Origin of the sequence: Lacrimispora sphenoides, assembly GCF_900105215.1 — a bacterium.
Taxonomy (GTDB): domain Bacteria; phylum Bacillota; class Clostridia; order Lachnospirales; family Lachnospiraceae; genus Lacrimispora; species Lacrimispora sphenoides_A.
In genome coordinates this window covers 316,835-338,641 of sequence record NZ_FOIP01000002.1, presented here as the reverse complement: position 1 = coordinate 338,641, position 21,807 = coordinate 316,835, and the positions used below count along the sequence as shown (strand labels likewise).

Annotated in this window: 20 protein-coding genes; 5 read left to right on the top strand and 15 right to left on the bottom strand. The window is 46.1% G+C overall.

Translation table 11 applies throughout. The annotated features are described in order from the left end of the window. Positions 1–11: 11 nt before the first annotated feature. The 6 genes from dapF (BMW45_RS18260) to BMW45_RS18235 form a co-directional block, all read right to left on the bottom strand. Positions 12–824 (bottom strand): diaminopimelate epimerase, encoded by an 813-nt coding sequence (dapF, locus tag BMW45_RS18260; RefSeq protein ID WP_092247332.1) that lies wholly within the window; start codon positions 822–824, stop codon positions 12–14. Positions 825–839: 15 nt separating this feature from the next. Beyond that, a complete protein-coding gene (locus tag BMW45_RS18255; protein WP_092247329.1) occupies positions 840–1,388 on the bottom strand; it encodes an ANTAR domain-containing response regulator in 549 nt (182 codons plus the stop codon). 42 nt (positions 1,389–1,430) lie between these two features. Then, complete coding sequence (gene glnA, locus BMW45_RS18250) at positions 1,431–2,768, bottom strand: type I glutamate--ammonia ligase (protein ID WP_092251116.1); 1,338 nt, start codon at positions 2,766–2,768, stop codon at positions 1,431–1,433. A gap of 154 nt (positions 2,769–2,922) precedes the next feature. Next, a complete protein-coding gene (locus BMW45_RS18245; protein ID WP_092247324.1) occupies positions 2,923–4,791 on the bottom strand; it encodes a heavy metal translocating P-type ATPase in 1,869 nt (622 codons plus the stop codon). A 16-nt stretch (positions 4,792–4,807) separates the two neighbouring features. Next, a complete protein-coding gene (locus tag BMW45_RS18240; protein ID WP_054789816.1) occupies positions 4,808–5,032 on the bottom strand; it encodes a cation transporter in 225 nt (74 codons plus the stop codon). A gap of 39 nt (positions 5,033–5,071) precedes the next feature. After that, a complete protein-coding gene (locus BMW45_RS18235; protein ID WP_029701568.1) occupies positions 5,072–5,455 on the bottom strand; it encodes an ArsR/SmtB family transcription factor in 384 nt (127 codons plus the stop codon). A 379-nt stretch (positions 5,456–5,834) separates the two neighbouring features. Between BMW45_RS18235 and BMW45_RS18230 the strand changes: the two genes are divergently transcribed. Genes BMW45_RS18230 through BMW45_RS18220 form a run of 3 tightly spaced genes read left to right on the top strand, consistent with a single transcriptional unit; the run spans position 5,835 to position 8,250 of the window. After that, positions 5,835–6,635: an ABC transporter ATP-binding protein gene (locus BMW45_RS18230; protein ID WP_092247321.1), complete on the top strand. Its 801-nt coding sequence runs from the start codon at positions 5,835–5,837 to the stop codon at positions 6,633–6,635. A gap of 12 nt (positions 6,636–6,647) precedes the next feature. Then, positions 6,648–7,451, top strand: coding sequence for an ABC transporter permease (locus BMW45_RS18225; protein WP_092247318.1), 804 nt, complete (start codon positions 6,648–6,650; stop codon positions 7,449–7,451). Positions 7,452–7,464: 13 nt separating this feature from the next. Beyond that, a complete protein-coding gene (locus BMW45_RS18220) occupies positions 7,465–8,250 on the top strand; it encodes an ABC transporter permease (RefSeq protein ID WP_092247316.1) in 786 nt (261 codons plus the stop codon). A 71-nt stretch (positions 8,251–8,321) separates the two neighbouring features. Here the strand turns inward: BMW45_RS18220 and BMW45_RS18215 are convergent, their stop codons facing one another. The 9 genes from BMW45_RS18215 to BMW45_RS18175 all read right to left on the bottom strand — a co-directional run bounded on the left by BMW45_RS18215 (position 8,322) and on the right by BMW45_RS18175 (position 19,692). After that, positions 8,322–8,672 (bottom strand): NifB/NifX family molybdenum-iron cluster-binding protein, encoded by a 351-nt coding sequence (locus BMW45_RS18215; protein WP_092247313.1) that lies wholly within the window; start codon positions 8,670–8,672, stop codon positions 8,322–8,324. Between the two features lie 17 nt (positions 8,673–8,689). Further along, positions 8,690–10,060 (bottom strand): MATE family efflux transporter, encoded by a 1,371-nt coding sequence (locus BMW45_RS18210; protein WP_092247310.1) that lies wholly within the window; start codon positions 10,058–10,060, stop codon positions 8,690–8,692. 21 nt (positions 10,061–10,081) lie between these two features. Further along, positions 10,082–11,032 carry a glycoside hydrolase family 25 protein gene (locus tag BMW45_RS18205; protein ID WP_092247307.1) on the bottom strand — a complete coding sequence of 317 codons (951 nt, stop codon included), beginning with the start codon at positions 11,030–11,032 and terminating at the stop codon, positions 10,082–10,084. Positions 11,033–11,086: 54 nt separating this feature from the next. Continuing rightward, positions 11,087–12,214 carry a sporulation integral membrane protein YtvI gene (ytvI, locus tag BMW45_RS18200; RefSeq protein ID WP_092247304.1) on the bottom strand — a complete coding sequence of 376 codons (1,128 nt, stop codon included), beginning with the start codon at positions 12,212–12,214 and terminating at the stop codon, positions 11,087–11,089. A 56-nt stretch (positions 12,215–12,270) separates the two neighbouring features. Beyond that, positions 12,271–13,323, bottom strand: coding sequence for a histidinol-phosphate transaminase (gene hisC, locus BMW45_RS18195; protein ID WP_092247302.1), 1,053 nt, complete (start codon positions 13,321–13,323; stop codon positions 12,271–12,273). Further along, positions 13,320–14,528: a pyridoxal phosphate-dependent aminotransferase gene (locus BMW45_RS18190; protein WP_092247299.1), complete on the bottom strand. Its 1,209-nt coding sequence runs from the start codon at positions 14,526–14,528 to the stop codon at positions 13,320–13,322. Before BMW45_RS18190 ends, hisC begins: the two co-directional genes overlap by 4 nt. A gap of 85 nt (positions 14,529–14,613) precedes the next feature. Further along, on the bottom strand, positions 14,614–17,592 hold the full coding sequence (locus tag BMW45_RS18185) for an EAL domain-containing protein (RefSeq protein WP_092251115.1): 2,979 nt from the start codon (positions 17,590–17,592) through the stop codon (positions 14,614–14,616). 220 nt (positions 17,593–17,812) lie between these two features. Further along, positions 17,813–18,673, bottom strand: a complete 861-nt coding sequence (gene dapF, locus BMW45_RS18180) for a diaminopimelate epimerase (protein ID WP_092247297.1) — start codon at positions 18,671–18,673, stop codon at positions 17,813–17,815. Continuing rightward, positions 18,670–19,692, bottom strand: a complete 1,023-nt coding sequence (locus BMW45_RS18175) for a D-alanine--D-alanine ligase family protein (RefSeq protein WP_092247294.1) — start codon at positions 19,690–19,692, stop codon at positions 18,670–18,672. Before BMW45_RS18175 ends, dapF (BMW45_RS18180) begins: the two co-directional genes overlap by 4 nt. 145 nt (positions 19,693–19,837) lie before the next feature. Here BMW45_RS18175 and BMW45_RS18170 point away from each other — a divergent pair, with 145 nt between their 5' ends. Then, complete coding sequence (locus BMW45_RS18170; protein ID WP_092247292.1) at positions 19,838–20,680, top strand: AraC family transcriptional regulator; 843 nt, start codon at positions 19,838–19,840, stop codon at positions 20,678–20,680. Positions 20,681–20,793: 113 nt separating this feature from the next. Continuing rightward, the gene (locus BMW45_RS18165) at positions 20,794–21,771 is read left to right on the top strand and encodes a DUF4349 domain-containing protein (protein ID WP_092247289.1); all 978 of its coding nucleotides are present in this window, start codon (positions 20,794–20,796) and stop codon (positions 21,769–21,771) included. Positions 21,772–21,807: the final 36 nt, after the last annotated feature.

Genomic DNA, 21,807 nt, shown 5'->3' with positions numbered 1-21,807 from the left:
CTCCTGTTATCCTAAAGATTTTTTATATCAAACTCTCCCTCAAACACCTCTACCGCCGGACCGGTCATGAACACATGACCGCTTCCCTTCCGGTCCCAGTGAATGGTCAGATTGCCGCCCTTTAATTCCACTTCCACCGTATCGAAAGTGCGGCCGCTTAAGGCAGAGGCAACTGCGCTGGCAGCCGCTCCTGTTCCGCAGGCCCAGGTTTCCCCGCTGCCTCTCTCCCATACCCGCATACGGATGTACTCAGGACTTACCACCTCAATAAATTCGGAATTCGTGCGTTCTGGAAAACGCTCATGGTTTTCAAAGGCAGGTCCCATAGCCTGAAGATCCAGACTGTCAATGTCAGACATGTAGTAAACGGCATGAGGATTGCCCATGGATATACCGATAAACTCATAGTCCTTTCCTTCCATGCGAATTAACTCCGGCACCTGGCTGGTGATCTCCGGTACTCCCAAGTCCACCGTAATCTGAACAGCCCTGCCATGCTCCGGCCTAACCTTTAAGTGTTTGATCCCTGCTCCGGTTTCCACATCGAATTCCGTTTTATCCACCAGATGATGATCGTAAACATATTTCCCTACACAACGGATGCCATTGCCGCACATCTGACTTTCCGAACCGTCGGCGTTAAACATTCGCATGAGGCAGTCCGCCGTTTCTGACGGACAAATGAGAATCAGTCCATCCGATCCGATCCCAAAATGGCGGTCACTGACTTTTCTTGCAAGCTCCGCCGGATCTTCCACGGATTCCTCAAAACAATTAATATAAATGTAATCGTTTCCTATTCCCTGCATTTTTGTAAATTTCATCATTCTCTCCCATAGCTATCGATTGATCAGGCTCACGATCATCTGGGCGGTTTCCACCATATTGGTACCGCTGTCCATGCTGCATTTCTGGATGTAACGGTGCGCCTCTGTTTCGGACATATGGTTTCGTTCCATCAAAAGCTCCTTTGCCTGTCTGATTATTTCCTTTTCTTCTGTGCTCCGTTCTTTTGGCTGGCTTTTTAATTTCTTCCGCCTTCTTGTAAGGGATTCTACCATCATTTCCAGAGTGCTTACTAAGTCCTGTACCTTTAAGGGCTGACTTAGGCAGACCACGCCCTCAGACACTCTGCCGCTCCACTGGCTCGGCGACACAAGAAGGAGCATCTCCATGCCTCCCGGAAGGCATTCGTAAATCTCATGAAATACCATATCAGCAAACCTGCAGCCGCATACTACGATTCCGCTGCCAAGCTCATCAGCACTGTTTACCGCCTGGGCGCCGGAGGTGCAGACCGCCGCCACCGCAAAGCCATTTCTCACAAGAATATTTCTAATATTTTTTGCATCCTCTTCTCTGGAAAATGCCACTATCACATTGGTCAAACACTCTCACCTCCAGATAACCGTATCAGAAAACAGGAATCATCAGTACTTATACAGGTATTCTTCCACTTCCCAATCCGTCACCTGCACCCGGAACATATGCCATTCGGTTTCCTTGGCTTCCAGGTATTTGGTGTAGATATGTTCGCCCAGCACTTCTTTCATAAAATCGTCTTTCCGGAAGGCCTCGATGGCCTCACCCAGGGTCTCTGGCAGATGTTCAATGCCTTTTTCCAATATTTCCTCCGGCTGCATGGTGAATATATTACGGTCAACGCTCTGTGGCGGAGTCATATCTTTTTCGATCCCGTCAAGACCGGCAGCCAGGCAGGCGGCCAGAGCCAGGTACGGATTAACGGCAGTATCCGGGCAGCGAAGTTCGATCCTGGTGCCCGCTCCTCTGGAAGATGGGATTCGGATCAGGGGACTCCTGTTTGCCTTTGCCGACCATGCAATATAAACCGGAGCATCGTATCCGGGAACCAGACGCTTGTAGGAGTTGACCAGGGGATTGGTGAGTATGGTCATTCCCTTCATATGATAAAGGATTCCGGCTATAAACTGGTAGGCAGCCCTGCTTAAGCCCAGCTCATCTGCCTCATCCTCAAACATATTTCTGCCATTTAAATCAGACAGGGACATATTAATGTGCATTCCGGAGCCATTGACCCCTGCTTTTGGCTTTGGCATAAAGGTTGCGTGAAGTCCGTGGCGCTTGGCTATGGTCTTTACCGCCATCTTAAAAGTCATGATGTTATCTGCCGTCACCATTCCCTCTGCGTATTGAAAATCAATTTCATGCTGTCCCGGTGCAATTTCATGATGGGAAGCTTCGATCATAAATCCCATTTCCTCTAAAGTCAGCACCATATCCCGGCGGACATTCTCAGCTAAGTCAATGGGAGCCACGTCAAAGTAGCTTGCCGTTTCATGGGTATCTGTTGTGGGGCGTCCCTCTTCGTCCATATGGAAAAGGAAGAATTCACATTCCGGACCCGCGTGAAATTCATATCCCATGTCTCTGGCTTTATTTAACACCTTTTTCAGCACAAACCTGGGATCTCCTTCAAAAGGCATCCTGTCCGGACAGTACACATCGCACATCAGGCGGGCAACCTTACCCTGCTGGGGACGCCATGGCAGGATCTCAAAGGTATCAAGATCCGGATATAGATACATGTCGGATTCTTCCATTCTTACAAAGCCTTCAATGGAAGAACCATCGAACATGCAGCGGTTTTCCAAAGCCTTCCCAAGCATGCTTCTGGTAATTGCAACGTTCTTCAGCATACCGAAAATATCAGTGAACTGAAGCCGGATAAATTCCACGTCTTCTTCCTCTACAATCCGGAATATATCTTCTTTGCTGTACTTGTTCATAATGCTTTCTCCCTTCTTAAAAACCATAAGAAACACGTTTTCCTGAAATAGGAAAAGGGGTAGGCAAATACAGTCTCACATCAATGGACCATCTTTGCACCACCCCGTCATATGTGTAAAATATAACAGCTAGAAAAAAATTTGTCAATATTTTTTATTGATTACTTTGATATGCTAAAGCCCGGATGGCATTTAATATGGCAAGCACCGAGACGCCTACGTCTCCAAATACGGCTGCCCACATAGTCGCTATTCCGGCCGCCGATAATATCAGAATGAGTACTTTCACTCCAATGGCGAAAATAATATTCTGCCTTACAATTCTTGCGGTTTTTCTTGAAATCGCAATGGCGTCTATAAGTTTTGACGGTTCATCCGTCATAATCACCACATCCGCAGCTTCCACTGCGGCATCGGAGCCGATTCCTCCCATAGCGATTCCAACATCGGCACGGGCAAGGACCGGAGCATCATTGATGCCGTCACCCACAAAGGCCAGGTTATGTCCTTCCGGTTTTCCCCGCAGCAGTTCCTCTACCTTTCCTACCTTGTCACCGGGAAGCAGTCCGCCGTGAACCTCATCAAGCCCCAGCTTTTCGCCAACCGCCTGACCAACTTCCGGCTTATCGCCAGTCAGCATTACCAGTTTCCTGACTCCGGCTGCTTTTAGCCCTTTTAAGGCCATGGGCACATCCTCCCGGATGGTATCGGATATGGTAATGGAACCAAGATAACGCCCTCCATCTGCCACATAAAGGGAGGTTCCCGTCACAGGCCCCTGGTCAGTGATTTCAATTCCCTTCTGCTTCATAAGCCTTGCATTGCCGATATAAAGCTCCTGTATTCTTTCCCCATCTTTAAGCTCTGCCTTGATGCCATATCCTGCAATCTCTTCCACACAGCCGATCAATGCCTCATCAACAGACTTTCCGTAAGCTTCCTTTACCGATAAAGCGATGGGATGGTTGGAATGAAACTCGCCATAAGCCGCCAGCCTTAAAAGCTCTTCTTTTGTTCCTTCTAAAGGATCTACATCTGTCACCTGGAATTTCCCTGTTGTAAGAGTTCCAGTTTTATCAAAGACAACCGTATCTAAAGAAGCCATGGCTTCCAGATAATTGCTTCCCTTCATGAGAATCCCATGCCTGGACGCTGCTCCCAGTCCTCCAAAAAAGCTAAGAGGCACGGAAATCACCAGGGCGCACGGACAGGAGACAACCAGGAAGCTGCAGGCACGGTAAATCCAGGTGCCCCATTCACCGCCAAAAAACAGAGGCGGAATCACTGCCAGAATAAGTGCCAGACTCACTACTACCGGTGTATAAATTTTTGCAAATCTGGTAATAAAGTTCTCAGCTTTTGCTTTTCTGAAACTGGCATTTTCCACCAGCTCCAGGATCTTTGCTACCGTTGAGTCATCAAACAGCTTTGTTACTTCAACCTCCAGTACACCGTTTAAATTGATGGAACCGCTTAATATGGCGTCGTTTTCCTTCACTTCCACCGGCATGGATTCCCCAGTCAGGGCCTTGGTGTCCAGTCCTCCGGTCCCTTTTACGACGATACCGTCAAGGGGTACTTTTTCTCCCGGCTTTATTACGATTCTGTCTCCAACGGAAACCTCATAAGGGTCAACCTTCTCTTCCTTCCCATCCTTAATAAGGTTCGCATATTCCGGATTAATATCCATAAGATCGGTGATAGATTTTCTGGATTTATTTACCGCATAGTCATTAAAAAGTTCACCTACCTGGTAAAACAGCATAACTCCTACCGCTTCTTCCAAAGCACCTATGCCGATGGCACCGAAGGTTGCCACTGACATAAGAAAGTTTTCATCAAAAAACTGGCCGTTCATAATATTCCGTGCTGCTTTTAAAGGTATGTCATAACCTGCTGCCAGATAGGAGATCAAAAAGAATAACCAGTCCCAGGCAACCTTTCCTTCCACAAACATCCCTGCTGCAAAAAACAGGGCGCTGGCTAAAAGTCTTATTGCCATCCGTTTCTGTTTCTTTGTCATAGCTGCTCCTTTGTTCTTACCGAAGTACCTTAAATTCTGCTTCCGGTTCAATCTTATTTGATATCTTTCTGGCTGCCTCTACGATTTCCTCCGACTTACTGTCCTCTATATCCATGGTCATCCTTTGAGTCATAAAGCTTAAGGATGCACTTTCCACACCAGCCAGTTTTTTTACCTCTTCTTCAATCTTAGCCGCACAGTTGGCGCAGCATAAACCTTCCAGTTTAATAATCTTTTTCATAACTATTCTCTCCTTTTATGTTTTTTATTAGCGTCTTCATCACTCATTGATATGCTCCATCCCCTGAGCCAGAATTGACTCGATGTGGCCGTCGGCCAGAGAATAAAATACGGTCTTTCCTTCTCTGCGGAACTTCACCAGGCGCATCTGCTTCAACACCCGAAGCTGATGGGAAATGGCTGACTGCCCCATCTTTAAAAGATTAGCGATATCGCACACACACATCTCCGACTGGCTGAGAACATAGAGTATTTTTATTCTGGTAGCATCACCAAATACTTTGAAGAAATCCGCCAGATCAAGAAGTTCCTGATCCTGGGGCATGACCTTTAGCACCTGGTTCACAACGTTTTCATGAACGCAGATAAAATCGCATTGGTCGATCTCACAATCCCGAATGTTCTTTTTGTTATCCTGCTCCATTTGGTACCTCCTTGATCCTCATATTAATATATGAATAATTGTTCATATGTTTATATTATCACTTTTTTATAAAATGTCAAGAGATTTTTCCTCCTCACTTGACAGCTATTATCGGCGGTGGTAGACTAAAGGTCCTTTTCCAATCTAATTTCACATCTGACATTCAGGAAAAGAGAATATTGATACCACGGTAGAGTCCCCGGAAGAAGAAAATTACGGATTCCGGAGAGCAGCGTTTCCATTGGTTTCCCCAATGGCGCTCACCGCTTGGAAAGATATTAGGATCCTCTGACTGGTTATGACAAGCTTCTTTTTTACAAAGAGCTGCCCGCTGCCGGAACGAACGGATTCACAAATATTACTACCAGGAGGAACTTATATGATTCAAGTGGAACACATGAACAAGACCTTTAAGGTCGCAAGAAGAAGTGCCGGCTTTTCAGAAGCAGTGAAGGCCCTTTTTCACAGAGAGATGGAACTCATCCAAGCTCTTAACGATATTTCCTTTACCATAGGAGACGGAGAAATGGTAGGCTATATCGGACCGAATGGAGCAGGTAAAAGCTCCACCATCAAAATTCTCAGCGGAATACTGACACCGGATAACGGCACCTGCAAGATCAATGGCCGCATCCCATGGAAGGAACGCAAGGAACATGTAAAGGACATTGGCGTTGTCTTCGGCCAGCGCAGCCAGCTTTGGTGGGATGTCCCCATTCTTGATTCCTTTGAGCTGCTCCGCGACATCTACGAAATTCCCACACACCAATACCAGGAAACCCTTGACGAACTGACCGGGCTTTTATCCTTAGGCGAACTTTTACGCACTCCGGCCAGACAACTTTCATTGGGCCAGCGGATGCGCTGTGAAATTGCAGCTTCCCTTCTCCACAGACCTAAGATCCTATTCCTGGACGAACCCACCATTGGTCTGGATGCAGTATCCAAACTTGCGGTCCGGGACTTCATCCGAAAGCAGAACAAGGAGCACAAGACAACGGTCCTCCTTACAACCCATGATATGCAGGACATCGATGCCCTGGCAGACAGGGTCCTCTTAATTGGTAGAGGCCGGCTGTTACTAGATGGCACCCTCTCCGATTTAAAGTCCCACCGTCCCAGAGAAGAGGCCACACTAGATGAGATCATTGCCGCCCTTTACCAGGATTACCGGATATAGGAGGAAGAAATCATGAAAAAATACTGGTCCTTTTTCCGCATCCGTTTTATCCACGGACTTCAATACCGGGCAGCAGCTCTTTCCGGCATGGTTACCCAGTTCGTATGGGGAACTATGGAGATTCTTTTATTCCGGGCTTTTTATGAGGCCGCTCCGGAAAGCTTCCCCATGGAATTCCAGGCTCTTTCCACCTACATATGGCTTCAGCAGGCTTTTCTGGCCCTTTATATGACCTGGTTCTGGGAATCTGAGCTATTTAATTCCATTACTACCGGAAACGTGGCCTATGAATTATGCCGTCCCGTCCGTCTTTACCATATGTGGTTTATCAGGGGTCTGGCTGTCCGCCTTTCCAAAGCAGTCCTGCGGTGCATGCCCATTCTGGTTTTTGCCTGGCTGCTGCCTGCTCCTTACGGGCTCACACTTCCAGGAAGCTTCCATACCTGGTTTTTTACCCTTTTGTCTATGACCCTGGGACTTCTTTTTGTAGTCGCCTTTGGCATGGTGGTATATATGTCCGTTTTTTACACCATTTCCTCTCAGGGAATCAAACTGATCGTCACCTCCCTCTCCGAATTCTTAAGCGGTGCGATCATCCCCCTTCCATTCCTGCCGGACAGGATCAGGGAATTTGTGAACTTTTTGCCTTTTGCATCGGCCCAGAATGTCCCTTTCCGGATTTTCGGCGGTGATTTAAAAGGACATGATATGTACGCAAGCCTTCTGGGACAGGTATTCTGGCTGGCGGTGTTCCTTATTATCGGGCAGGTCATGGAGCGCAATGCCTTAAAACGTGTTGTGATCCAGGGCGGTTGAAAGGAGGGATACGATGAATTCAACCCGGTTATACGAAAAATATCTTCTCATACACTTAAAAAGCATGATGCAGCATAAGGTTTCTTTCCTTTTAACCACCATAGGACAGTTTTTAGTATCCTTTAATATATTTCTTGGAGTCCGTTTTATGATGGACCGTTTTAAAGAAGTAAAGGGCTTTTCCTACGGAGAGGTTCTGCTCTGTTTTTCCATTACATTGATGGCTTTTACTATTGCTGAGACCATCTTCCGAAGCCTGGACACCTTTGAAACCATCATCGGTAACGGAGAATTTGACCGCATTCTACTCCGGCCAAGGGGCAGCCTGTTTCTTGTCCTTTGCAGCAAAATAGAGCTGACCAGAATCGGCCGGCTTTTACAGGCTGTGGTTATGCTTATCTACGGCCTTTATTCCAGCTCCATCATCTGGACCCCTGTCCGCATTATGACCGTTGTCCTCATGATCATAGGCGGGGTGGCGGTGTTTGCAGCCATTTTTCTGATTTTTGCCTCCATATGTTTTTTTACCCTGGAGGGCCTGGAATTTATGAACATATTCACGGACGGAGCCAGGGAATATGGGAAATATCCCATCGGCATCTATGGGAAAACCCTTTTAACCATCTGTACTTACCTGGTTCCCTTTGCCCTGTTTCAGTATTATCCCTTTTTATATTTAACAGGACGGACCTCTGATTCATGGTACAGCCTGCTTCCTCTGGCCGCCTGCCTCTTTCTGATACCGGCCGGCCTTTTATGGAATTTCGGACTGTCCCGTTACCAATCGACCGGTTCTTAAGCCGAAACAAAAAGACCGGGGAGCAGACGGAATCTTAAGATTCCATTTGCTCCCCGGTCTTTCTTTATGGTTTAGTGCCCATCTTTTCCATGATGGCTGCAGCACGCATCCAGGTTATAAACTAAGCTGCCGTCCAATAAGGCTTCCACCGCAGGATCAGCTGTACCGGTCACTCCAGGATACAACTGGATCCCAGCCTTACCTAAAGAGGTTCTGGCACCTTCTCCAATTCCCCCGCAAATTACGGCATCAGCGCCAAGTCCTTTTAAGAAGTCTGCCAATGCACCATGTCCGTTTCCTTCTGTATTAACCACTTCCGCAGATGTTATTCTTTTCTCTTCTATCTGGTACACCTTAAACTTCTCTGTTTTTCCAAAATGCTGGAATATTTCTCCGTTGTCATAAGTTACTGCAATCTTCATAAAAACGACCTCCATTCTCAGGATCCTTTGTTTACCGCCTCGTCTTTTTTAATGACCCGGTCAAACACCAAAAAAGTCACTATCAGCGACACGGCTACGCTGATAAAATCTGAAACAGGCTCCGTATAAAATATCTTATCGATTCCAAACCAGATCGGAATCAGGGCAGCACCGCCTAAAAATATCACCTTCCGGAACATGGAAAGAGAAATTGCAACTTTTGCGACTCCCATCCCCACAAATCCGTCTACAACCGCATACTGCAGGGCCAGAGGTATGATGCCCATGGTATAAATCTTAATTGCCCATACTGTCAGTTCCACGTAAGCCTCATTCTTCGTAAAGATGAGGACAAAATACTTGGGAACCGTATGAGCGAGGATAAACATGATGGTAGTAAAACCAAGGGCCAGACCTGAAATATGAAGGCTTGCCTTTTTAATCCTGTCAGGCCTTCCGGCTCCGTAATTATAGCCTAAGATGGTCTGGGTTCCGCCGGTAATTCCCCCAAGCGGCATGGTAACCATTAACATAAAGCTCTGCACAATGGTCATGCAGGTAAGGAGCATGTCTCCCTGGCCCTCTCCGCCAAAACGCTGGATCATCATATTTAAAGATATTATCAAAATATTATCAAATGCAATAATAAGAAAGGGGCTTAGGCCCAGCACCAGAACGCGCTTCATAACCTGCCAGTCGTAATTGCCAAAAGTGATCCGGATAGGGGGCTTGTTTCCAAACAAAAACCGGAGCACATAGATGCAGGAAGCCATCTGGGACAAAACTGTGGCGATAGCAGCTCCCTTTACTTCCAGACCAAACACAAACATAAACACCGGGTCCAGAATGATATTGCAAACGGCCCCCAAAAGAACCGACTTCATACCGACCTTTGCAAAGCCCTGACAAATGATGAACTGGTTCATCCCCGTAGACAAAAGGGCAAAAATAGTGCCAAGTAAGTATATGCTAATGTAATCATTGGCATAGGAAAAGGTAGCCTCGCTGGCCCCAAACCACATCAAAAGCCTTCCCTTTCCCATAAAGGAAAGAACGGTGATCACCACCGATAAAATCGTTAAAAGTAAAAAACAGTTTGCAAGAATCTGACTTGCTGCCCGATGGTTTTTCTCTCCCATGCGGATACTCATTAAGGGGGAGCCGCCTACTCCTACTAAAAATGCAACAGAAGAAATCATGGTCACAATTGGCCCGCAGATTCCTACTCCTGCCAAAGCAATCTCGCCTATTCCGGCGATGTTTCCTATGTACATTCGGTCTACAATGCTGTAAAAAACACTGACAAACTGGGCAAGCATGGAGGGAATCGCCAGTCTCCATACCAGTCCTTTTATTTGATCCGTATCTAAATTATTTTCTGTCTTCACGTCAAAACTCCATTAATCCGGTCACTGAACCATGGCTCCGTCAGAGCCAAAGGTATAGGTAACTCCGTCTATATCCATAGTCGTATCATGAATCATGATACCATTGGAATCAAGATAATACCAGGTGCCTCCCACCTGGATCCAACCAGTCTGCTTTATATAATTTTTAGTATAATACTGGTTTCCGTCAATAATCTTCCAGCCTTCCGAAGGGATCAGTGCACTGTAATCCGCAAAGGAAAATTCAATGGTCACATCGCCGTCGATTCCTTCCACTCTTCCCTGGTCCGTACACTGCCAAATGGTACGGTTCTTGTAATTATTGACAGAACCGTATCTGGCATACCAGACATCATACGGGATCTGGTTTATATCAATGTAATTGGTCAGCCATTTGTTATTGGCATAAACCACCGGCCGGTATCCTGCGTCTGAAATGGTCTTGCAGAATGCATTGATGTTATCCGTAATCTGCTGCTTTGATAAATGATTATCAAGCAGGTACTGGGATTCCACATCGTATGCAATCGGATAGGAAATCTGGTAATCCTTCACCATCCGGAGCACATACCTGGCTTCCTCTACCGCAGTCTGGGTATCAAGAGCCTGGGTATAGAAAAACACGCCGGTCTTAAGCCCGCCTGACGCTGCGCCTGTCATATTTACGGTATAATAAGGATCCATGTCATTGAGATAACCGATCCGCACCATGGCAAAGGAAATTCCATCCTGTGCCACTTTCTTCCAATCGATTCCGCCGGTTAAGCCATTCTGACGGTTCTGGTACTTTGATACGGTAATTCCTTTTTCCAGCGCGCCTGCGATGGGAATACCGGAGGCATCCACATATTGTCCGTTTTCCAGCTTCCATGCCTCCGCAGAAAATCCTTCCTTCGGCACAGCCGTGGCTTTTAACGTCATCAGTCCGGCAACAAGACATAAGGCTATTCTTATCTTTGTATTCTTATTCATCATTTCCTCTTTCCTGTTCATGCTTTCCTGGCATACAGTATACCCACAGGGTATTTAATCCGGTCCCCTGCGAAACGCATTTATATCATGGAGCAAAGTTTTCACGCTGTTAATAATAGAATCAAAGGCTCCGAATTCATATAGATTTAAAAACAGCATACCAATGGGCACCGCTAAAATCATACCGGCAATCCCACTGATCTTAAATCCCAAATATAAAAACAGCAGTGTCATGAGGGGGTCAAGTCCCATGGTGTCCCCTACGATCTTTGGCTGTATGACCTGCCTTAATACCAGAGTCAGAACATAAATGACCACCAGGCCGACACCAAAGGCATACTCTCCTGCAACAAGGCGGACCAATGCCCATGGAATCAGAATGGTTCCGGTTCCTAATATCGGCAGAAAGTCTAGAAGCGCTATGATAACTGCAAGAAGAAGCGCATATTTTACTCCCAGTACCAGAAATCCCGCAGCCAGTACTGCAGCAATAACAAACATGATTTTAAACTGGGCAAGAAAATAACCGCTCACCAGACGCTTTGCATCTTTTTTAAGATACTGGTAATATTTTGTCCCTCCCTCCGGTATATACCGGCGAAGTATTTCCATAATCCTATCCCGATCCACAATAAACAGATAGGAGGAAAAAATCGTAACTATTGTATAAACTAAAGCTGCCGGAATGCTCTTTACCACATTTCCCGCCACCGTCACCGTAGGAGAAGCGATCTTCTGAACCATTACATTTAAATATTCGCCCATATGGGTAAAAAACTGGTTCACAGAATCTTGAATGTTCTGAGGCAAAAACTGCAAAAGCCTCTCCACCTGCAAAAGCAGCTTCTGGGTCTCAATCCAGGCAGATTCATAATACTTTGGAATATCTCTTGCAAATCCGGCAGCTTCATAAACCAGCTTAGAGATCATGAAATAAAGCACCGTAATAATAAGGGCCAGCACTGCAACTACGATGAGCACAGAACTGTGTTTCCTGACAATCTTCAGACGTTTCTCCAGGAAGCGCACCAGAGGATTCGCAATGACCGAAATGATCCAGCCAATGACAAAGGGAAGGAAGAAATTTAAAATCCTCGGTCCCCATACACAAATCAAGTATATAAATAAAATTGGTATAACAATATTGAGAATCAGTCTGCAATACTTTCTAACTTTTTCCATTTTAATCACCCATTATATGATACTACCTAAAAGCCTTTCTGGCAAACGAAAAAAATCTAAAGAAATTCTTTTAAAAAAGTGTACAGCCCTTCCATCTCTTCATCCGTTCCTATGGAAATACGCAAATGATTGTCAAGCCTTGGCTGATTAAAATACCTGACATAAATATCGTTTTCCCGGAGAGCCTTGTAGATCTCCTCTGCCCTGCGTTCTTTATGAGAGGCAAAGATGAAGTTTGCCATGGAATCCGGGAAAGTAAATCCAAGTTCCCCAAGCCTTTTCTTGGCCTGTTCCCTTGTGTATATGATCTTATCCAGAGTTTCCTTAAAATATTTGTCATCTTCAAGGGCTTTTGCTCCCAAAACCAGGGAAGGAATATTCATGGTATAGGAATTGTAGGAATACTTCACATCATTGAGTGCACGGATCAGATCCGGATGCCCGAAAGCACAACCGATTCTCATTCCGGCCATGGAACGGGATTTGCTGAAGGTCTGCACCACCAGGAGGTTCTCGTATTTTTCAGTCAGCCTTAGCGCGCTTTCTCCCCCGAAGTCAATGTAAGCTTCGTCCACAATCACCACTGACTCCTGGTTATGGGCTATGATATCTTCTACTTCGGAAAGAGGCATAAGAAGACCGGTGGGCGCGTTGGGATTCGGGAATATGATTCCCCCATTTTCCCTGTAATAATCTTCCTTCCGGATACAAAATTCCTCATCAAGGGCAGGTGTTTCATATGGAATCCGGAATAAATCCGCCCAAACCTTATAAAAGGAATAGCTTACATCAGGAAACAGGAGAGGTTTGCCGGAATTGAAAAAGGTCATAAAAGCTACGGCAATCACATCATCAGAACCTACACCTACGAAAATCCGGTCCTCTTCTATCTCATAAGCTTCTGAAAGGGCTTTAATAAGAACTGTGGCAGCCGGGTCCGGATATTTGCGGAACCAGTCGCAGTCCATCTGGGCCAAAGCCTGCTTAACGCCGGGAGACGGCGGATAGGGATTTTCATTGGTATTTAACTTAATTAACTTCTCTCCTTTTGGCTGCTCCCCAGGCACATAAGGGGCAACTCTGCGGATGTTGGCTTCCCATGGCTTCATTCTGCTTCCTCCCTTTTTCCTGTAAGGCCATACTCCTCTGCTATCTTCTTAAATGCAGGCAGAGAGCGTTCGATCTGCTCATAGGATACGCAATAAGCGATCCTTACATAGCCCGGACATGCAAAGGAAGTTCCAGGCACCAGAAGTACCCGGTGCTCTTTGCAGGACTGGCAGAATTCCTTATCATCAACAGGAGATTTTACAAATAAGTAAAAAGCCCCTTCCGGTTTGATGCAGTCTAACCCATATTCCTTTAAACTGCTGTAGAGAAGCTCCCTGTTCCGGTCATAGGCTTCCAGATTTACTTGGCTATCCACACAGCGGACGATCACCCGCTGCATAAGGGAAGGTGCGTTGACACAGCCCAGCACACGGGTGGCAACAGCGGCGGCAGCTATGACCTTAGGGGAATCCTCCACTTCATCGGGAATTACCAGATATCCGATCCGTTCCCCAGGCAGGGATAATGATTTGCTATAAGAATAGCAGACTATGGTATTATGATAAAACGGTGTGACATAAGGAACCTCCACCCCGTCATAGGCCAGTTCCCGGTAAGGTTCATCGGAGATCAGCACAATCTGGGTACCAAGCTCTGTCTCCTTTTTCATAAGGATGCCTGCGATCTCCCTGAGAGTTTCCGCAGAATAAACCACACCCGTAGGATTATTGGGGGTATTGATGATCACTGCCTTTGTCATAGAGGTGATCCGCCGTTCAAACTCCTTTAAATCAGGCTGAAAGCTGGACTTATCCGGAGGTACTGTCACAAGCACGCCGTCATAATTCCGAACATAAGAACCGTATTCCATAAAATAAGGTGCGAATACCACCACTTCATCACCGGGATCCAAAATGGTTTTTAATATGACGTTCATGCCGCTGGCCGCTCCAACGGTCATAAGGATATTCTCCAGACGAAAATGAGTTCCAAACCGCCTGTTTAAGGACTGAGCTACTGCATCTCTTGCATCTTCAAATCCTGCATTGCTCATGTATCCATGGATGAAAGTGGTTTCCTCTTCCCTGATAATGTCAAGAATGGCCTGGTTTACCGCCGGAGGAGCCGGCACATTGGGATTTCCAAGGCTGAAATCATAGACATTCTCCCTGCCGTATACGGCAGCCATCTTCTTTCCTTCTTCAAACATGGCACGGATGGCGGAATTGTTTTCTACGAGGGGTCTCATCTTGTCTGCTATCATAATCTTATTCCTTTCCCTGAAGTGAATTTATCTTCGTACTCTTGCGCTCACTTGCGCTCATTGTACCACAAGTGCCGGAAGCGGTCTATTCCAATTTCACACTTTCTCTATCTGAAATCTTACTGGACTGTATCAGAGCCAATCTTGCCTTATCACAGCAATCTTCAAAATTCTTCTCCTGAGCCTCGATCACAGCAAAGGCGGTATTGATCCAAAACAGAGGGTCTTTCTCATTTCCCTTAAGTTCCCGGGTTAAAGCATTTGCCACCCGCTTAAGCTTATGTTCCATATCACTGCTCCGGATATTCTTGCATAATACCATTGCTTCATATACACCATTCAGGCAGATGATATCATCTTCCCTGAAAAAGCGCTTTAAGCAGTCCACATAAGGTGCAAAAATCGGCTTTTCTGCCTTGCAGCCTTTTCTGCTTATATCTTCCGGCCCCAGGATCTCAAACAAAACCAGAGCAGAAGGCTGGAAGCGGCGGCGCATCACATAAGACTCCATCATGGAAATGGCGGCATGACGGTCGGGCAGCCTCTCAAAGGAAAGGTCTCTCCCGGAAAGCCTCAGCACATCTCCTAATATTTTCTGGGAGGCCTCAAGCTTTTGGCGCTGCTCCATCTGTTCAGTCGCATCCCTTACCGCTCCATAGTACAAACGGTGCTCATCCTGTTCCCTTAAAAAGAATACGCGAAGATGTACCCACATCAGTTCCCCGCTTAGGCGGTACTGCCGGAAAATACCTTCCCCTCCCCGGATCGGATTGCTGTATGCGTTCTCAAATATATTCAAAACCCAGTCTCTGTCATCTTTATAGATCCGGTTTAAGAGAAACCACCTGCGGTCTTCCATATCCACCGGATTATCTCCTGTAATGCGGTAATATTCCTGATTTACCCGGAGAACCTCGCACCGGTCCTCATACACTTCATACAGGGCGATTGCTCCAAGCATGTTATTTAACATCGCCTCACTGGTGATGTTCTCATTAAATAAATCCTCCAGTTTCAGCTGCCCCAACTGGCGGGCCTGGATCCCCCCGTAATCCACGTGATCCTCCTGCATCAGGAGCTGCTCCGCTTCTTCCACAGGAAGCGGCCTATAATAATAATATCCCTGCCCGTAAATACAGCCGATATTTCTTAAAAAATCTACCTGATCCTTTGTTTCGACTCCTTCCGCAATGATCTTCATCTGCATGACCCTTGCCATTCTCACAATGGTCTCTAAAATTCCCATTCCACGGCTCTGGCTGTTCTCATTCATATCCAGGAATTTGGTGTCGATCTTAATGACATCGACATTGACATCTTTGAGCATGTTAAGTGAGGAATAACCGCTTCCAAAGTCATCCATGAACACCGGAAAGCCTGCCCTGCGCAGGTCTTCCAGTACCCTTTGCATCTTATCATCATCCTCTGCATAGGCGCTTTCCGTAATCTCGATTTCCAAGTATTTTGGATCGATCTCGTACTTGCCCACCAATTCCTTGAATTTCTCCACGACATCAATGGCATAGATATCCATGCGGGACATATTGACGGAAATGGGTATCAGCTTTTTCCCGGCCTTCCCCCAGATGTTTAACTGTCTGCATACCATCTCCCAGATATAAATATCCAGATATGTAATAAACCCATTCTGCTCCAAAAGCGGTATGAACTTTCCAGGAGAGATCAACCCACGTAAGGGATGCCTCCATCTGACCAGGGATTCCAGACCGATGATCTTGCCTGTAAGCATATTGCACTGGGGCTGAACGTAAAAAATAAACTCCTTCTTTTCCAGGGCGCTCTGAATTTCTGAGAGAAGGATCTGATCATTTTCCATCTTTTGTTTCATGCCAGGGTCATACCAGCCTATTCTCTTGGCATAATTGCCCTTTACGGAGTTCAGTGCGATGGCCGCCCTGTCATACATCATACTGACTGAAAGGCTGCGGTCCTCGATCCGGTAGACGCCAAATGCCGGAAGAAATCCTGCATTACCGCCATATTGTCTGGCATAGTAATTGATCTCGCCTTCCAGGTTTTTTAAAATGGAGATATCTTCCGGAAGTATGACGACAAAATCGTCGCCTCCCATATACCCTGCGATGGACCCATACAGCAGTTCCAAGGACTTTAAATATTTACCGATCTTTATCAGGAACCGGTCCCCTTCCTCTTCCCCATACCATTCGTTAAAAAGTTTAAAATGCTCAATGTCAATGGCCACCATAAAATACCTTGTGCCGGATTGAGCTTTTAAAAGCTGCTCCGCTTTCTCAAAAAAAGGACCGTATCGGAAAAGCCCTGTCATGGAATCCGTTTCTTCCCGCTTTTCCTTAAGTTTTTTCTTATCTTCCTCTTCCTGCTTCTTTTTTATGTCAACATCCTGGACATAACTCATGATAATAGGGTCCGCGCAATCCCCGCACCGGAACAAAACAGCGATGACACTGGTCCAGCAATAATTTCCGTCCACCAGCAGCCTGCGGAATTCTCCCCTAATGATCTTTCCATTGGCATGAAGGCGGTCCAGCAGAGTAGGCGCATCCCAGAATTCCAGGAACTTCTCCCTGTCTTCCGGATGAATCATGAAATCTGCCACCTCCAGGCACATGGCATCTAACTGCCCTTCCAGCTTTGGAATCTTAAACTTATCTTTCTGGTGAAACAGGATCCTATAGGAATTCGCTGCCAGGTTCAATTCAAAAAGCTCATCATAAACGGTGTTGTCCGTCAGATGATAAAAAAGATTCTTATTCTTTACAGCCACCGGCCGAAACATGATCAGCTTGCATCCGTTGTGTCCCGGCCAGTCAATTGTGCCTGAGGATACATCCATCCAAAGCTCTGAGGCAGAATTATATAATATCACATGCCCGGACTTTCCCCCTGCACCAGGACAGTCTTTACAGGGTTCTGGTCCTTTCCCAACCCCCTGATAACAGTACATACCTTCTCTTAAATCCGGATAATATGTTTTAGCCGCATCATTGAGATAAATGATTCTGTAATCCTGGTTAACTATGTAAATACCGGCTTCTACATTTTCAGCCGACATAAGATTCATAAGCCCCCGCCTCTCCTGCATCACATTATCTGCGACCATATAAATTATTGTAATATTATAGTATGAAAACGCTAATTCCGTCAACCGGTTCAGCCCCAGATCATGAAACAGGAACACGAAAGAGGCACTACGATCCTCCGTTTATCCCAGACAGGGCAGTTCTCTCCTGCTCTGAGTTTACGGTGATCGTCGTGCCTGTTTTGTTTATCATTATATTTATTTACCGGAGCGCCCGCAGCTCCTCCGTCATTTCATGAGAAAGGGTAAATCTTCCCACGTAACCGACTTCTCCTGTCATAAGCACGCTGCCATCCTTTTCAATCTCTACCTCAAGCACGCCTCCCGGCATGTGCACGTACATCTTGGGATCTGTAAGCCCCATGCGGTATGCCGCACCAGCAGCCGCGCAGCCGCTGGTTCCAGAGGCAAGGGTATATCCGGCTCCCCGTTCGTAAATCTCAATTTCAATATTGGTCCTGTCCACAACCTTCAAAAGCTCCGTATTAATCTTTTCCGGGAAATAATCAGCTGCTTCTGAATGCTTTCCGATCCGGCAGGCCAGTTCCTTTGATATGTCATTCAGCCAGATGACGCAGTGAGGATTGCCTATGGTCACACAGGTAACCCGGTAAGGGATGCTTCCAAACATCATGGTTTCATTCAGTACCTCTCTCCTCGGTCCTGTTACAGGAATTTCATCGCTGTAAAAGCTTAGTTTTCCCATGGATACCTTTATTTTGGTCCCGGTCTCATTTAAGTACTGGATCGTCTGCTGCCCGCTTAATGTATTGACAATAAAGCGGTTTTTCTGTACGTATCCGGCATCCTTTAAGTATTTTCCAAAGATCCGGACTCCGTTGCCGCTTAACTCAGCTTCGCTTCCATCAGGGTTTAAGATTTTTAGCTCCAGCTTATCCTGCCCCAGAATCGGACCAACCAAAAGCCCGTCAGATCCGACACCAAAATTCCGGTTGCAGATCAGCCGGACACTTTCCTCTGTCAGCTCCAATTCATTTTTATTGGGATCAAAAATCAGATAATCATTGCCCAGTCCATGGTATTTTTCCAATGTGATATTCATGATAAAACTCCTTTCCCGTGTCTTGCAATATCCTCACATAACTCATAATATGAAATTCCGGCAGCCTTAGCCTCCTGCGGAAGAAGGCTGAAAGGCGTCATTCCCGGCAGCGTATTGGCCTCCAGACAATAAAGACTGCCATCTTCCTCCATGAAGAAATCCACCCTGGAATAATAGCCAAGCCCCAGAGCGCGGTGGACCTTTAAAGCCATAAAACCCAAGGCCTCCTCCTCTTTTTCTGTCAGCCTTGCCGGGCAGACCTCCTCTGTCATGCCTGCCTGATACTTATTTTCATAATCATAAAACCCAGACTTTGGTATGATCTCGATTGAGGGAAGGGCCCTTTCTCCCAGGATACCAACAGAAAATTCCCTGCCAGTAATTTTTACTTCCGCCAGTATCCGGTCTTCATAGGCAAAAGCAGAATCAAGGGCCTGCTCCCATTGTTCCTCCTTATCCACCATGGTAATACCTACACTGGATCCGCAGTCGCATGGCTTTACCACACAGGGAAATGAAAACGGTTCCAAAGGCTCCCCTCTCGTATAAAGACGCCAATCCGGGGTTGGTATGCCTGAAGCCTTCATCAGGAGTTTTGCCATAGGCTTATCCATGGCTTTTAAACACCCTTCATAACCAGTTCCGGTATAGGAAATGCCGTAAGCATCAAAAACGGCTTGTATCTGTCCGTTTTCTCCCGCCCCTCCGTGCAGGGCCAGAAATACTACATCTGCCAGCCTGCAGATTTCAATGACCCGGTTTCCTATATATCCTTCCCCCTTTCGTTCTTCGCTCAAACGATCAAGCTCCGGTACCTTTCTTCCGATTTCCCAGGAAAAGTCTGTACCATCTTTAAGGCTTTTAAAGCAGACCGCTTCTCCGTCAGCAACTCCCAGATAAGAATCCAGCAGGTAAACCTCATGTCCGTTTTTTATCAGAGCGTTTGTGATCATCGCACCTGAAGATAATGAGACTTCTCTTTCCGGGCTATAACCGCCCGCCAACACGACTATTTTCATTCTTGTCTTCCTTCTGTTCCTGCACATTTGTTTTATATACTCCATTATATACAGCACTATTTATCATTTCCATCAATATAATGCTTTTTTTATTGCAAATTATGTTGTATTATAAAAGGCAGTATACAGGAGGATTAAGATTGATATGGACAACTACGAAAAGCGGGGATATTTAAACAGTGATTTCCGTCTGTTTCATCTGACCGATACAAAAAAACAGGATTTTGAATACCATTACCATGATTTTGATAAAATTATCATATTCATACGTGGATCCGTAACTTACCGGATTGAAGGATGCGCTTATAAACTGAAGCCTTACGACATCATACTGGTCCGCCATAACGATATTCACAAGCCTGACATCGATCCTTCGGTGCCTTATGAACGGATTATCGTCTATCTTTCCCCCGGCTTCTTACTGGCTTACCGGTCCGACAGCTATGATTTGAGCACCTGCTTTCAGAAATCGAAAGAGCTTCACTCCCACGTCCTGCGGATTCATTCCATGGAAAAGAGCGGCATATACCGCACATTGGCGAACCTGGAATACGCCTGTACCCATGACGGATATGCCAGAGATTTGTACTGCCAGGTGGTTTTTCTGGAATTCATGATCCAGTTAAACCGGGCCTCCCTGGCCAACCGGGTACAATACCTGCCCCCTTCCACCGGTGACCGACGCATTATTAACATTATGGACTACATCAACAATCACTTAACAGAGGAGATAACCGTGGAAACAATTGCAGAGGCCTGTTATATCAGCCGTTATCACCTGATGCACTTATTCAAAGGGGAAACCGGCTACACTCTGTTTGATTATATCACGGAAAAACGTCTGACTTTGGCAAGGGATCTGTTAAGAACAGGAATGACGGTTACCGAAGCATGCTTTGCCAGCGGTTTTAAAAACTACTCAACGTTTTTCAGAGCCTATAAAAAACACTATCACGTTTCTCCATCTGAAACTATTAAAAATGTGTAAATATATAAGTTTTTCTTAAGCTTCCTCTGCCTTTGTTGAAATGGTCAAGGCGTCATGCTATTCTAAGGATATCACATGATTCTTAGAAATATGCTGATAAAAGGAGGGGTTCAATGAGAATAAGAAAATGGGGATTTATTCCGTCTCTTCTGTTCGTTCTCTGCTTAAGTGCATGCTCAAGCAAGTCCGCAACAATGGCCCAGAACGCCGCATCAGATTATGGGGGTGCTATGCCTGCAGAGATAAATGACTCGGTTAGCGCAGACAGCCAGTATGAAAATGAGACGGGGGAAAAGTCGGTAACATCACTGGCAAGCGAAGCCGGAGGCGGCCAGATGCTTCCGGCTGGAAGAAAGCTTATACGGAACATATCCATGAACGTGGAAACGAATGAGTTTGAAACACTACTGTCAAACCTGCAGTCCAAAATCACACAGCTTGGCGGAAATGTGGAACAGTCCGACATGTCAGGCAGCCGGCAGGACCGTATGGGAAGTCCGAGTCCAAGGTTTGCCAATATGACTGTCCGGGTTCCCGTTAACCAAATTGACAGCTTTATCGATACAGTAGAAACAAACGGAAATGTCACGAATAAATCCGAGTCCACCCAGGATGTCACACTGCAGTACAGCGATCTGGAAAGCAGAAAGAAGTCTCTGGAAATAGAGCAGGAAAAGCTGTGGGAATTCCTTGAAAAGGCGGAATCAATTGATACGGTCATCACCCTTCAGCAGAGGCTTTCTGAGATACGCTATCAGTTGGAATCCATGGAATCCCAGCTTAAGCTTTACGACAATCAGGTGGATTACAGTACGGTTTCTCTCAGTATCAGGGAGGTCACCACATTTACTCCCATTGCTCCGGAATCAGCCGGTACCCGCATAAGTAATGGATTTACAAGCAATCTTAAGCTTTTTAAGAATGTCGTGTTAAGCCTTACGATCGGTATCATTACTACGATTCCATTCTGGTTCCCCATAGCAGCAGCCGCCACTGCCATTATCTTCTTCCGCCGGCGAAGAAAGAAAAAACTCCCTGCCATTGCTCTTACCAAGGAGGAGAAAGAACCTTCCGGCACACCCAAAGTTTGACTTCTAATCATGACATATAAAAAAAGCTCCCGGATT